This window comes from Mycobacteroides sp. CBMA 271, from assembly GCF_009729205.1.
In the GTDB taxonomy this organism is placed as follows: domain Bacteria; phylum Actinomycetota; class Actinomycetes; order Mycobacteriales; family Mycobacteriaceae; genus Mycobacterium.
Map to the genome: position 1 here is coordinate 112,832 of NZ_VTHB01000005.1, position 13,846 is coordinate 126,677.

Sequence of the window (13,846 nt, forward strand, 5' to 3'; positions counted from 1 at the left end):
GGCGCTCGCCAGTCTGTGGGCGTGACCGACACCCTCGACACGGCGGCTCCCACGCGCATTCCTGCTTCTTCTGCCCACGATGCCACCGAGAGTGCGGCACTGCGGGAGACATTGGAGGACTACACCCTCCGGTTCGCACCCCGGCAGTTTCGGAGGTGGAGTCCCGCCGTCGTGGGCGTGACCGCGCTGGGCGGCATTGCCTACCTGGCGGACTTCGCGATCGGCGCCAACATCGGCATCTCGTACGGCACCGGAAACGCCTTGTGGGGTATCGGGGTTTTCGCGATCATCGTCATCCTTACCGGAATCCCGGTGTCCTACTATGCGGCCCGGTACAACATTGATCTTGACTTGATCACGCGCGGTAGTGGCTTCGGGTATTACGGCAGCATCGTCACGAACATCATCTACGCGACATTCACGTTCATATTCTTTGCACTCGAGGGCTCGATCATGGCCCAGGGGCTCAAACTAGGCCTCGGCGTACCGCTTCCCGTCGGTTATGCGGTGTCCACCATCATGATCATCCCGCTGGTCATCTACGGGATGAAGGCGCTGTCGGTGCTCCAGGTGTGGACGACCCCGTTGTGGCTCGTAATGATGGTGATCCCATTCGTCTATCTCGTTGTACGCCATCCCGATTCAGTCGGAACCTTCTTCGCGTATGGCGGCAAGGATGCGCAGGGAGTAAACCTGGGTTCCATCATGCTGGCCGCGGGCGTGTGTTTGTCGCTGATCGCGCAGATCGCCGAGCAGATCGACTACCTGCGGTTCATGCCGCCCAAGACTCCAGAGAACAGTCGGCGCTGGTGGACCGCGATGCTGCTTGCCGGACCGGGCTGGGTGCTCTTCGGAGCCATCAAGCAGGTGCTCGGACTCTTCCTTGCGGTGTATCTCATCGCGAATGTGGCCGGCGGCGCCGCGGTCGCCAACCAGCCGGTGCATCAGTTCCTGGAGATCTACCAGAACATGATGCCGCACTGGCTCGCCATCACTCTCGCGGTGATTCTGGTGGTGATCAGCCAAGTCAAGATCAACGTCACTAACGCCTACTCGGGGTCGCTGGCCTGGACCAACTCGTTTACGCGTATAACCAAGCATTACCCGGGCCGATTGATCTTCGTGCTGTTCAACCTGGTTGTTGCGCTGACTCTGATGGAAGCCAACATGTTTGACCGGCTAAGCACCATCCTTGGTTTCTATGCCAACTGCGGTATGGCCTGGGTGGTGACCGTGGCAACCGATATCGCGATCAACAAGTATCTGCTCAAGCTCTCGCCCATGGAACCGGAATTCCGCCGGGGCATGCTTTACAACGTCAACCCGGTGGGGTTCGGGTCGATGTTGATGTCCGCGGGCATCTCAATCTTGGTGTTCTTCGGAGTGTTCGGAGAGGCGATTCGGCCTTACTCGCCGATTGTCGCCGTCGTCATCGCGTTCGTCATGCCGCCGATCCTCGCCATCGCGACCCGCGGAAAGTACTACCTGCGCCGCACCGATGACGGTATCGATCTACCGATGTACGACGAATACGGAAACCCGTCCGGTGAGCTGCTCCATTGTGCGGTGAGTGGCATCGAATTCGAGCGGCCCGACATGTTGGCCTCTGCCAAGCCCGGTCCTAACGGTGAGAAGCAGTACATTTCGTCGCTGAGCCTGGCGACGGACCGGATCGGCGAGCATGTGCTGCCTGCCGATCCGCCCTCTCGGTAGAGGTAGAGGTCACCGTGTAGGTTCTCCCGGCCCCGGGTTCATGCGCTTCTCGAAGTCTTTCTGGCATTGATCCATCTTGGCTTTGTCGCCGTTGGCGTGGGATGCGCATGTGTAGAGCTCGCCGAACCCTGACGAGCCCATGAAGATCAGCGTGAACGCGACGATGACACCGGATAGCACGATGGCGAGGCCGCCGAGCACGATGCCGGCGATGGCGACACCCCGGTTGTCGGCCTCCGCGCGCTTGACTCGGCCCAGCCCGAGCGCGCCCAGGATGATAGCGACAACGCCGCCGACGAAGCCGCCAAAGATGGTGCAGGACAGAATGATAGCGATAATACCGACGATGAGCGCGCTCAGTCCCAGACCATTCTTGGGTGTCGGTACCGGCACCGGCGCCCCGTACGGGTACGGGTACGGCAGATATCCGGGAGGGGGCGGATATGGCGCAGGATACGGCGGAGGCGGTGTTTCCGTCATACCTGCACTGTATCGCCGAGTTGGATCCGAAGGCAGTCCACAGATTCGGGCAGATGGTGTGTTGCCACCAGGACTGTCCGCCCGGCCAGCAGCGAGCCGTTGTTGTTCAGCAGGTCCCAGAGGATCGCCTCTGCGGTATGGCCGTCGAGGTGTTCGGTGGGCTCGTCCAGCAGCAGTACGGGTACCTCGGACAGCGCGGCTCGCGCGAGGAGGAGCCGTCGGCGCTGTCCGCCCGATACCGAGGCCGCGCCCGCCGTGAGCACCGTGTCTAGCCCGCGCGGTAGCGATTCGATCCACGGGAGCAGGCCCACCGCCGACAACGCGTCGACAAGGTCGCCATCGGTGGCGTCGCCCCGGGCGACCAGGAGGTTGTCACGCACTGTGGTGGCGAATAGGTGCGCGTCTTCGGCGTAAAACCTGATGAGCGAGGGCAGTTCGGTGGGCGAGAGGGCGGCGAGCGCATGGTCTCCGAGTCGCACGGAGCCGGCGACGGGTGGTGCGAGTCCGGCGAGCGTCGTTAGCAGTGATGTCTTACCGATCCCGCTGGCGCCGGTGACGGCCAACCGTGCCCCCGCGGGTATCCGGAACGACAGCGGGCCAGATGTCGAAGGGCCAGTGCGCCAGCACAGTTCGACACATTCCAGCGCGAGTGATGCTTCCTGACCATTCGGCATGACGTCGACCGGCGCGGGAAGGTCGGTACCGCTTCCGGCCAGTTGCTCCAGGTGCCGTGCCGATGCGCGCGCTCGGGCGACGCCGATGGCCGCGGCTGGCAACGCGGTGGAGGCTTCGAAGGCGGCAAGTGGCAACAACACCAGGATGGCAAGGGTGGTGGGCGCTATATGTCCGGCGAGATCGACAGCGACCGCCAAGGCGCCGACCACGGTGGCGCCAACGGCCAGGATGGGTGCCGCGGCCGCCCACGCGGCGGGGACCGCGGCGGCGTCTTGCGCCACGGTCCACTCTCGGCGCCGTTGCCGGGCCTGCTCAAGCTGATCCGGCAGACGGCCTCCCACCCGGAGCTCAGGAGCGTGATCCAGGATCTCCACGGCGGTCTCGGCTTGGCGGGCGCGTGCCTGCGCGCCGTGCGTCTCCTGCGTGGTCGCCGCGCGGGCCGCCAGCATCGGTGCCAGCACATCGGCGACCAGTAACGCGCACGCCAGCATGGCGGCTGCCGGCAGCGATATCAAGGCAATCGTCACCGTGGCCGCTACCCCGAGCACGGCGGCCACCGCGGCGGGAAGGACGCTGCGCACGATGGTCTCGGCCAGCTCGTCGATGTCGGTGCCGATGCGATCGAGGACGGCGCCCTTGCGTAGCGTTCCGGCAGAGCCGCCGAGTAGGCGTTCGTACACATGCGCGCGCACCGTAGCGGCGCCACGTAACGCGATATCGTGCCCGGCAAGTCGCTCGCAGTACCGCCAGATGCCGCGCGAAATACCCAGTGCGCGCACGGCAACCACCGCAACCGACAAGTCGAGAACCGGTGGCATCTGCCAGGCCCGAGTGATGAGCCACGCCGACAGCCCTGCCAGCGCTAGCGCGCTCCCCAGGGCGAGTACGCCAAACGCTATGGCCGCGGCCATCCGGGACGGGCGCACACGAAGCGCGATCAGCCAGTGCCGCAACGGGTCAGAGGTGCGCAGCATGCCTGGCCTGAACGGTGAATACCTCGTCAGCCGCGGCCAGGACAGGGGCGCGGTGACCCACGACGACCACCGTGACACCACGACGAGCTCGCGTCACCAGTGCGGCCAGCGCGGCCGCCTCGGTGTCACCATCGAGGTGCGCCGTGGGCTCGTCGAGAAGCAAGATCGGTCGGTTGGTGCCGAGCACACGTGCCAGGCATAGCCGCTGCCGTTCACCCAGCGACAGCCCAGTGCCACCTGCGCCGAGGCGGGTGTCCAACCCGTGAGGCAATGTCGCTACGGTGCTGTCGAATTGGCTATCGGCGAGGGCGGATTCCAGTTTATCCAGCGGCCCGAACATTTCGAGGTTCTCACGAATGGTGCCCGGTATCAGCACGGGTCGCTGGGGCAGCCAGCCGATCATCGACCACCATGCGTCGCGGTTGATCTGGTCGAGGGCCACCCCGTCCACGAGAACCCGGCCATGGGTTGGCGCCGTCAGTCCGGTGATCGCGTGCAGGGCCGTCGATTTACCGGCGCCGTTGTGTCCGGTAAGTACGGTGACGTTGCCGGGACGGATAGTCGCCGTCAATTCCCATGGTGCATAACCGCCTCGGTCCGCCACATTGATCGCGTCCAGTTGGATCACCGGTTGCGGCGGTGGGGGAGTCGTTCCGTCACCGGCAGCGGCGGGCACCGAGGCCCCGAGGGTATCGATCAGCTCGAAAGCCTTGTCGGCAGCCGCTTTTCCATCGGCGGCACTGTGGAACTGGATCCCAACACGGCGCAGCGGCCAGTAGACCTCGGGCGCCAGAATCAGGACCGTCAGTGCAGTCGTCAGATCGAGATGCCCGAATACCAGCCGCATCCCGATGCTCACCGCGATCAGCGCGACGCTGAGGGTTGCGATCATTTCCAGCACCATGGCCGAAAGGAATGCGACCCGTAGTGTGCCCATGATCGAGCGTCGCTGCGCTGCGCCGAGTTCGGTGATCCGGCGCAGCGGTGTCGCGGTGCGTCCGAGCGCACGGAGGGTAGGAATGCCCGCGATCAAGTCGAGGATCTGACCGGCGGCGACGGTCGAGGCATTCAGTGCCGCCGCGGCGCGATCCCGCGTCAGCAGGCCGATGAGAATCATAAAGATGGGTATCAGGGGCAGCGTGATCGCGACGATGACGGCGGAACGAATATCGGATATCGCGATCACCAGGGCCGCGGCCGGTGTCACGATCGCGGCGCTGAGCACGGCCGGCAGATATCCGGCGAAGTAGGGACGTAGGTTGTCGAGTCCGCGGGTCAGCACTGTGGTGGCCGACTCCCGCCACCGGTGAAGGTCGCGGGGCTGTGCCTGTGCAACTCTCGTCAGGAGTTGATCGTCAAGGTCTGCGATGACGCCCGTCGCACCGCGCTCGCTGAACCGGACCTGCACAGCCTGGGTGCCTGCCCGCAGAATCCAGAGCACGACAAGGGCGGTGAGCGGTCTCGCCATCTGGGCCAGGTCGCGGGCCGTTGGGTCGGTGATCAGCCCGGCCAGGGCATGTGCCAGCACAATCGCGATGGCGAGCGTGCAGCCCGTCATCACCACTTCGCAGAGCACCGTCAGCAGCAAGTAGCGGCGGGCGGGTGCGCTGCGGCGCCACAGTCGCGGATCAACCGGGGCGCCGCGCGTTCTGGTCATCGCACGGGCAGCCCGACGGATTCGGGAATCTGATCGGCCGAGATGCGCTGTCGGAATACCCAGTACGTCCAGCCCTGATATAGCAGCACCACCGGTGCGGTGATCGCGGCCGCCCAGCTCATCACCCTGAGTGTGTACGGGCTGGAGGAGGCATTGGTCACGGTGAGGTTGTAGGCCGGATCGAGGCTGGACACAATGAGATTCGGGTACAGGGATCCGAAGAGTAGTACGACGACGGCGACCACGGTCAGGCAGGTGCAGGCGAATGCCCAGCCGTCACGAGACATTCGCGAAGCGACCGCGGCGCCCACCAACGAGAGTGCGGCGACGGCGAGCGCCAGCCACGTCCAACCCTTGCCGTAGGCCAGCTGCGTCCACAGTCCGTATCCGCCGGCGGCGGCAACCACCGGAATGGCCAGCTTGTGCGCGATCGCGACGGCGTCCTCACGGACCTCGCCCGCAGTTTTCAGCGCGATGAATAGCGCGCCGTGGAAGACGAAGAGCCCCACGAAGACCACGCCGCCGAGGAGTACATACGGCCTAAGCACATCGCCGAGGGACAGGGTGAGCTGTTTGGCGCCGTCTACCGGAAGTCCGGCAAGCAGGGACGAGAACGCCACACCCCAAAGCAACGCCGGAATCCAGGACCCAATGGCGATCCCGAGGTCGCAGCGGGCGCGCCAGCGTGGGTCGTTGATCTTTCCGCGCCATTCGATGGCGACGATTCGGACGATCATGGCGACGAGAATCGCCAGCAGCGGAATGTACAAGCCGGAGAACACGGTCGCATACCAGTGCGGGAAGGCGGCGAACATGGCACCACCAGCGGTAATGAGCCACACCTCGTTGCCATCCCAGACCGGTCCGATGGTGTTCAGGACAGCCCGTCGTCGGCGGTCGTCGCCGCGGCCCAACGGATACATGAGCATTCCGACGCCGAAGTCGAAACCTTCGAGCACCAGGAAGCCCAGGAACAGCCCCGCTACGACGAAGAACCAGAGCTGTTGCAATGTCGTGGGATTCACGTTATCCAGCCTCCTTACGGGACTAGTAGGCGAAGGACAGCGGCTTGGGGCTGTCGTCGTCGGTGACGGGTGGTGCGGGCTCGGTGTCGTGCTCAAGCGGCCCTTCGACGGTGTATCGGCGAATGAGCCAGAACCACACCATGCCCAGCGAGCCGTACAGCAATGTGAAGGTGATGAGCGACAGCCATACCGTCGCGGCGGAGTGGTGCGAGACCGCCATGTCGACGGTCAGCCGAATCTGGTCCACCCCCGTGGGATTCGGAGCAACGACCCAGGGTTGTCGACCCATCTCGGTGAAGACCCACCCGGCACTGTTCGCCAGGAACGGGGTGGGGATGGCGAGAATCGCGAGCCAAGCGAACCAGCGTTGGTTGGGGATCCGCCCGCGCCGCGTCACCCACAGGCCGGCAAGTGCCAGCACCGCGGAGCCGGCGGCCAGACCGATCATTGCCCGGAACGCCCAGTAGGTGACGAAGAGGTTCGGCCGGTAATTACGGGGGCCAAATTTCTGCTCGTACTCCTTCTGGAGGTCCTCCACGCCCTTGAGCGTGACGTCGCTGAACTTGCCCTCGGCGAGGAACGGTAGGACGTAGGGCACCTCAATGGCGTGTGTCACGCTGCCACAATTGTTGTGGGTACCCACCGTCAGCACCGAGAATTTGGGGTCTTTCTCGGTGTGACACAGGGATTCTGCGGAGGCCATCTTCATCGGCTGCTGCTGGAACATCAGCTTGCCCTGAACGTCACCCGTCGCGACCAGTCCGATTCCGGACAAGATCATCACTGCACACGCGCCGATGGCGGCAGGGCGATACATGGTGCGTGCGTCTTCGAGTGTCCCTAGCTTGTGCGATCGCACCATCCACCACCCGCAGATGCCAGCGACGAAGGTGCCTGCGGTCAGCAAGGCTCCGGCAATCGTATGGGGGACCGCCGCCAGCGCGGTGTTGTTGGTGAGTAGTTCGGTGATGCTGATCAGCTCGGCACGACCGGTTTCCGCGTTGTAGATCGCGCCGACCGGGTGCTGCATGAAGGAGTTGGCGGCGATGATGAAGAACGCGGAGGCATTGACTCCGATCGCGACCATCCAGATACAAGCCAGGTGCACGAGCCTGGGCAGGCGCGTCCAACCAAATATCCATAGCCCGAGGAAGGTTGACTCCAAGAAGAAGGCGACCATCCCTTCAAGAGCTAACGGAGCACCGAACACGTCACCGACGAATCGGGAGTATTCGCTCCAGTTCATCCCGAACTGGAATTCCTGCACGATTCCGGTGGCCACCCCGAGCGCGAAGTTGATGAGGAAGAGCTTCCCGAAGAATCTGGTGAGTCGATACCACGCGTTGTTTCCAGTGATAACCCATGCGGTCTGCATGATGGCGAGAAGTGGCGCGAGCCCAATGGTCAACGGCACCAGGATGAAGTGATACACGGTGGTGATGCCGAATTGCCAGCGGGATACGTCCAGGGCGTTCATCGCCACCTCCTACGACGTAGCGTAGTAGTAGTTGCATTCGAAGATCAACGCGATACGGGCCACATTTACTAATACGCCAACCGGACAAATGGGGGGCGAAAAACGCGTGAACCCGCAAGGTGCCGTATCGGCCGTGAGAACTCGCTAGGGGATCCGTCGAGGCGTGGCCAGCGAGCGCAGTGCGGGCGCGACCGGCGGGCCGAGGAGGAACTTGTCGGTGCTACCCGCCTCGAGAGCGCGTCGGTAGATCTGCGCGGCGCCGCGCAGCGCATCCAGGGTCAGCTCGATATCGGCGGGGGTATGCGCGGCGGAGATCACGAAAGACTGCCCCAACACCCCACGACGCAAGAGTTCCTGCAACAGCAATGCCCGGTAGGCCTGCGAAGGTTGCCCGTCCGGGTCGAGACTGGTGAAGGTGAGACACGACGGGCGGCCGATGGTCCGGATATGTTCGCCCACACCAAGTTCCGCGGTAACGTCGGCAACTCCGTCGGCGAGGACCTGGCCGGTGGCGTCCATGATCTGGACCGGGGCATCATCTCGGTAGGCCTGCACCACCGCGCGGAACGCGGCCAGTCCCACCGTTTCCGGCCCATTGGTGGTGGACAGCAGGAAGGTTCGAGGATCGTCGGTGCGTAACCCGCCACGTTCCATGTACTCACGCTTACCGGCGAGAGCGGCGATAGCGAAACCGTTTCCCATCGCCTTACCCCAGCAGGAAAGGTCCGGAGTCACCCCGTACACCGATTGGGCGCCCGCGCTGGACCACCGGAAGCCGGTGATGATCTCGTCGAAGATAAGCAATGCGCCGTGGCTAGTGCACAGTGTGCGCACCGATTCCAGGAATCCGGGATCGGGTTCGGCGGCCGCCGTCGCGGCCTCCAGGATGACGCAGGCTATCTGGCCCGGGTACTGATCGAAAAGCGTTGTCAAAGAGCCGAGATCGTTGTAGTCGAACCTGACGATGTCGTCCGTTGTCGATTTCGGTATTCCGGCGTTCATGTCGGTGGTGCCGATAAACCAGTCGTCGGTGGAGAAGAAGGGCTGCCGGCATGCGGCCACCATCGCGCGACCGCTGATCGCGCGCGCCAGACGAATGGCCGCCGTGGTGACATCCGATCCGTTCTTGGCGAACTTGACCATCTCGGCGGTGGGAACGACGCCCAAGAAATCATCCGCGGCTTCTGCTTCGAATACTGTTGGGCGGCTGAAACTTACTCCTCGCTCCAGCACTGCGCGGACGGCCTCGATGACGGGACCGTAGGCGTGGCCGAGGGTAATTGCACGCAGGCCCATGCCGTACTCCACGTAACAGTTGCCGTCGGCATCCCACACCCGTGCGCCCGATCCGTGGGTGAGCACCGGGGCCATACCGAACGGGTACTGGTCAGCGCCGCGCGCGTAGGTGTGCGCGCCGCCGGGCACGGTGGTGTGCAGCCGGTCCTGCCACGCGTTGGACTGGTCGAATCCCCGGTGCGTCACGTCCGCACCGCCTGCCGGATGGGGGGAGCGGGGATCTGGTTGTGTTTCACAAGTACCCACGCGGCACCCGCCAGCACGATCAACACCCATCGAATCATTGAAATCTGTTGGAAAGCAGAAACATCCAGCACCGTGCTAATGATGGCAAGCGCCACCAATGCGCCGAGCACGCCATTGATCAGTTCCGTCGCGGCGGCGTCGTTGCAGCGATTGCGTGCCGTGCCTGCGTACACAATCGCGGTGATCGTCAGGATCACTAGCGCGGCCGCACCGACAACACCGCCTTCAATCAGGCGGCTGAGGTACTCGTTGTCGAGGACCGGTTGTTCTGGACCCGTGGGATAGGTAAACGACCCCTGTCCCAGCCAGAAGTGCTCCGTCCAATGTGACATCACGTAGTCGATACCCCGAGCGCGTGACTGCAGTGACGGATCGTTGTCGCTGCCCAGGAAGGTCTTGATGATCGCCTCAAATATGCCGAGCCCGCTGACCGCCGCGACTACCGCGGCCGCCACCGCGGCGCCGAGCAGTCCGGCGAGGCGCCGCACCGGCCAACGCCAGGACATGACGAGGATTGCCGCCGCCAATCCGACGAATGCGGATCGCGACACCGTGACCACGGAGCCGGCTATCACGATCGCGGTGAGGGCCGCCCAGGGCCAGGTCTTCTTGGCGGCGGTCTTAGCGTTGTAGATGAGCGCCGCCCCAATGGGCGCGATGGTGGTCAACACCGCACTGAGTTCAAGGGAGTGCCCCGCGGCGCCCTGTGCTCGGACCACCCCCTCACGGACGATCCCATGGGCGACACCGGTATCGACGTACCTCATGAACCCGGGAATCCGGGCCATTGCCGCGATATCGATCCCGGTCACGAATTGCACCAGCGCGAATGTTGCGGTGACGGCGCCGCCGATGACAAGCGCTTTCAGCAGGATCTCGATGATCCGCGCGGTGTTCTCGGGGTGTGCGGCGAACAGGAAAACAAATCCCGTGAGCGCACCCACCGACACCGCGAAGGCTGCGGCGCCCTGGCCCGCCAGAATCACCGCATCTCGCGGAAGGACACGTGTGGTGGCCATGCCGTAGGACACCACGACCGTCAGCAGGTTCACGAGAACAGCGATCGTGAGTCCTCGCGCGCCGAGTGCGAGTCGATGCCCCGACAGCACCCAATAGATGCCCAACACTCCGAGGCAGACAAAGGCGACCTGGGCTGGGCTGAGCCCTTTGAGGGCGTACACCGCGTAGGCCTGCCGCGTACTCAGCAACACAATCAACGCCAGGGCGGCGAACTTGATGATTCCCAGCCCGCGATCTGTCATCGCGGCGCGCAGATTATCGGTCCGGGGATGATTTGTCGTCACGCCATTCACGGAAATCGGTGAGTCGGGGCGGTGTCCAGTTCAGCACCGCTTGGGCTAGTGCTTCGTCGTCGATCTCGACGTCGTCTAGGTCGTCGTCGATGATCGCGGGTGTGGCCTGAGTTCCATTGGTGCCGTTGGTCGTCGAGGTCTTCGCCAGGATCTGGCCATCTCCGCTGCCGGCGCTTACCGGCACCGGGTCGGCCGTAGGGGCAACCGCCGAGACCGGCTCGTCGCGCGTATCCCTGGCCTTGGGTTGGGATTTGCCGCTGGAAGGTCGGGCAGCGGATTTTTCGGTGCGCCGGCGCACCGCCAGCGCGTCGTACCCCAGCATCACGATGATCCCGGCGAGCAGTGCACCGACGGCCATCGAGCCTGCGGATTTCATCGAACTTGTCGATGTGACGACCGGCGCGGTGGGGTCCTGGAGGATGGTGAGGCTGGCCCAGTTCTCGGGCGCGACGGAGGCGCCCACCTGAAGTTTCACCAGATTGTCTCGGGCTATATCCAGTAGGGCCGCGGCACCGGCCTGACAGTCTGACGTGGCACTGCACAGCACCTCGATCGACAATTGAGGCGAGGGCAGTTGATTGTTAGGTCCCAGCTCGATGGTGTTGGACACCTTGTAATCCACGCCAGGCGCGACGGCGGCCACCGCAGTCTGCGTGGGCTGACTGAACAGGGAGGTGGCCAGGATGCCGGCGAGCTGCGCCTTTTCGGGGGACAGATTCAGCATCGGGTTGGCGCCCAACGTGTCGCCATTCGCCGAGAACGTGGGCGGCGGGACGACGACGGCAGAGGCGGTCGATGTCCGAACAGTGACGCCCTGCGTGTAGCCGTACGCTCCCGCGCCGCAGACCGATAGGGCAAGGATGACGAGCGCAATTCGCCGGTTCAAGATCCGCTTGACCAGGTCGTTGACGTTCACGGCGCTCCGACTCTTGCTCTCGTCCGGACTGTTCGCGAAAGGCGCGCCGTCCCTCACCAGCGATATTGGGTACGAGCATAACCCACACTTGCCTACGGGGTGGAATCAACTGTGGCTAGGCTAACCGCCGTGTCGACAGAATCGCTGGCTCCTCCGGTTCGGGTAACGATTTCCCAGGTATCGGTCGATCTTTGCTCAGCGCAGGACGCGCTGGCCGCGATCGCTCGGCGGCCGACGCTGGCCGACGACCGCCCGCTCGTTGTCGGCTCGGTGAATCTGGATCACTTTCACCACTTCGGCAAGGAGCGCGCGCATCGGGATTGTGCCGAGTTGGGGCCGCAGCTGGACTGGTTGATGCTCGCCGACGGGGCACCGATTGTGGCGCGTGCGCGGCTGCGGACCGGTCGGAGCTGGCGCCGTATCACCGGCGTCGATCTGTTGCCTCTGATTCTCGAGCAGGCGTCCGCCGCAGGGCTGCGGGTCGGGTTCCTCGGCGGCCTTCCGCAGGTGCATGACCGGCTGCGTGCGGTGGTGGGTATGCGTTTTCCGAACCTCGACGTTGCTGGGTTGTGGTCCCCGGATCGTGCCGATCTCACCGACCCCGCTCGCGGCGACGCCCTTGCGCGTGACATTGCCGCCGCCGGCGTCCAGATTCTGGTGGTGGGACTGGGAAAACCGTTGCAGGAGCTATGGATTGCGCGGCATGGCCTTCTCACCGGAGCCCACGTGTTGCTGGCGTTTGGCGCCTCCGCAGACTTTCTCGCCGGTGCCGTCTCACGCGCCCCGGCGTGGATGCAGCGCAGCGGATTGGAGTGGGCGTACCGATTGAGCCGTGAACCGCGGCGAATGGCCCGCCGGTATCTGGTACAGGGGCCGGCCGCATTGGCACGCTTGCGCGCGGCCGAGATTGGGCCTCCTCAGTCACTGCTGGCGCGGTGAGCAATCTTGATACGACGATTACCTAGATTCGATGCATAATGCTCGCGAAATGCTCAGCCATTACTTCGGAGCTGAACTCAGCCCGCACCCGCTGCGCCCCCGCCCGTCCGAGGGCGCGGGCGCGATCGGGGTCGCGCACCAGATCGGCAATGGCCTTCGCGAAGGCCTCGGGATCGCCGGGCGGGACCAGCAGACCGTCAACATCGTGCCGGACGTAGTGCGCGATCCCAGGGTTGTCGGTCATGACAACCGGACGCCCACTCGCCAACGCCTCGAGCGCAACCGTCAGCCCAGATCCGGTGACAACGTTGGGGCGCACCGCGATCGCCACCACCGACGACCGGCGGTACAGATCGCGCATTCGGCCGTAGAGCCGTTCGGTGTGCAGAGTGACAACGTCGGCAGGCGATTCGACCGGCAGCGCGGTAGCCAATTCGAGCGTCAGGCCGGGGCAGCGTTGCCGGGCGCTGAGGACGGCCCGAACCAGCAGCGCGTGGTCTCGGTGGACATCTTCGCCGGCACTGACCACCAGGGGGGCTACCGGGTCCTTCCACGGTTGCTCCCGGTAGAAATCCGTATCGATCCCCACCGGGGCAAAGTGCAACTGCGAGTCGTTGACGCCCCAGGCGCGCGACAGCAGTTCGACCTGGGGATGAGACTGCGAGAACACCGCCGCGCTGCGCGTCAACGCATAGCGCGCCAGGCCGCGCCGAGCCGGCGAGTACTCGGAAGGCTCGGTCAGCCAGCCGACTCCGGTCACCACCGGAGGGCTCATCCCGATCGCCGTCCCCACCGCCGCGGGTATTCCGGTGCGTTCGTCATAGCAGAACACGAGGTCGCTCGATCGCCTCGCCACGCGGTCGGCGACCGTCTCCAGAAACTCCAGATCGCCAGTGCGGTAACGAACTCGGCTGGCGACGTACTCAAGTCGACGACCAAAGGAGACCTCGCTGAACGTCGGTGTCACGCCGTAGCGGGGCAACCGGTGGAGCCCGTAGGGCACCCGGTCCGGAACCTCATCAGCCAGGTTCCGGGCTTCCCATTGCGAAGTCGAAAGACCTTGCGGGAAAGCCACATACGCACGCAGTTGTTGGCTCGGTTGCATTGCTCCCATCCCGTTTCGGCGAAAGATAAC

Annotated in this window: 11 protein-coding genes; 2 read left to right on the plus strand and 9 right to left on the minus strand. The window is 64.4% G+C overall.

What is annotated here, in order from left to right:
• The first annotated feature begins 21 nt into the window (after positions 1-21).
• Positions 22-1,713, plus strand: a complete 1,692-nt coding sequence (locus tag FZI91_RS14310) for a cytosine permease (RefSeq protein ID WP_162526460.1) — start codon at positions 22-24, stop codon at positions 1,711-1,713.
• Between the two features lie 9 nt (positions 1,714-1,722).
• Here the strand turns inward: FZI91_RS14310 and FZI91_RS14315 are convergent, their stop codons facing one another.
• From FZI91_RS14315 to FZI91_RS14350, 8 genes are all read right to left on the minus strand, one after another.
• Positions 1,723-2,193, minus strand: coding sequence for a DUF4190 domain-containing protein (locus tag FZI91_RS14315; protein WP_155939676.1), 471 nt, complete (start codon positions 2,191-2,193; stop codon positions 1,723-1,725).
• On the minus strand, positions 2,190-3,842 hold the full coding sequence (cydC, locus tag FZI91_RS14320; protein ID WP_155939677.1) for a thiol reductant ABC exporter subunit CydC: 1,653 nt from the start codon (positions 3,840-3,842) through the stop codon (positions 2,190-2,192). The genes FZI91_RS14315 and cydC overlap by 4 nt, the downstream gene beginning before the upstream one ends.
• Complete coding sequence (gene cydD, locus FZI91_RS14325; protein WP_155939678.1) at positions 3,826-5,499, minus strand: thiol reductant ABC exporter subunit CydD; 1,674 nt, start codon at positions 5,497-5,499, stop codon at positions 3,826-3,828. The genes cydC and cydD overlap by 17 nt, the downstream gene beginning before the upstream one ends.
• Positions 5,496-6,524 (minus strand): cytochrome d ubiquinol oxidase subunit II, encoded by a 1,029-nt coding sequence (gene cydB / locus FZI91_RS14330; RefSeq protein ID WP_162526459.1) that lies wholly within the window; start codon positions 6,522-6,524, stop codon positions 5,496-5,498. Before cydB ends, cydD begins: the two co-directional genes overlap by 4 nt.
• 22 nt (positions 6,525-6,546) lie before the next feature.
• Complete coding sequence (locus FZI91_RS14335; protein ID WP_155939679.1) at positions 6,547-8,001, minus strand: cytochrome ubiquinol oxidase subunit I; 1,455 nt, start codon at positions 7,999-8,001, stop codon at positions 6,547-6,549.
• A 144-nt stretch (positions 8,002-8,145) separates the two neighbouring features.
• A complete protein-coding gene (locus FZI91_RS14340; protein WP_313884535.1) occupies positions 8,146-9,483 on the minus strand; it encodes a glutamate-1-semialdehyde 2,1-aminomutase in 1,338 nt (445 codons plus the stop codon).
• The gene (locus tag FZI91_RS24235) at positions 9,480-10,847 is read right to left on the minus strand and encodes an O-antigen ligase (protein WP_155942079.1); all 1,368 of its coding nucleotides are present in this window, start codon (positions 10,845-10,847) and stop codon (positions 9,480-9,482) included. The genes FZI91_RS14340 and FZI91_RS24235 overlap by 4 nt, the downstream gene beginning before the upstream one ends.
• Positions 10,819-11,772: a hypothetical protein gene (locus FZI91_RS14350; protein ID WP_155939682.1), complete on the minus strand. Its 954-nt coding sequence runs from the start codon at positions 11,770-11,772 to the stop codon at positions 10,819-10,821. Before FZI91_RS14350 ends, FZI91_RS24235 begins: the two co-directional genes overlap by 29 nt.
• Positions 11,773-11,901: 129 nt before the next feature.
• Here FZI91_RS14350 and FZI91_RS14355 point away from each other — a divergent pair, with 129 nt between their 5' ends.
• Positions 11,902-12,711: a WecB/TagA/CpsF family glycosyltransferase gene (locus tag FZI91_RS14355; protein WP_155939683.1), complete on the plus strand. Its 810-nt coding sequence runs from the start codon at positions 11,902-11,904 to the stop codon at positions 12,709-12,711.
• Positions 12,712-12,733: 22 nt separating this feature from the next.
• Here FZI91_RS14355 and FZI91_RS14360 read toward each other — a convergent pair whose 3' ends face one another.
• Positions 12,734-13,816, minus strand: coding sequence for a glycosyltransferase family 4 protein (locus FZI91_RS14360; protein WP_155939684.1), 1,083 nt, complete (start codon positions 13,814-13,816; stop codon positions 12,734-12,736).
• Positions 13,817-13,846: the final 30 nt, after the last annotated feature.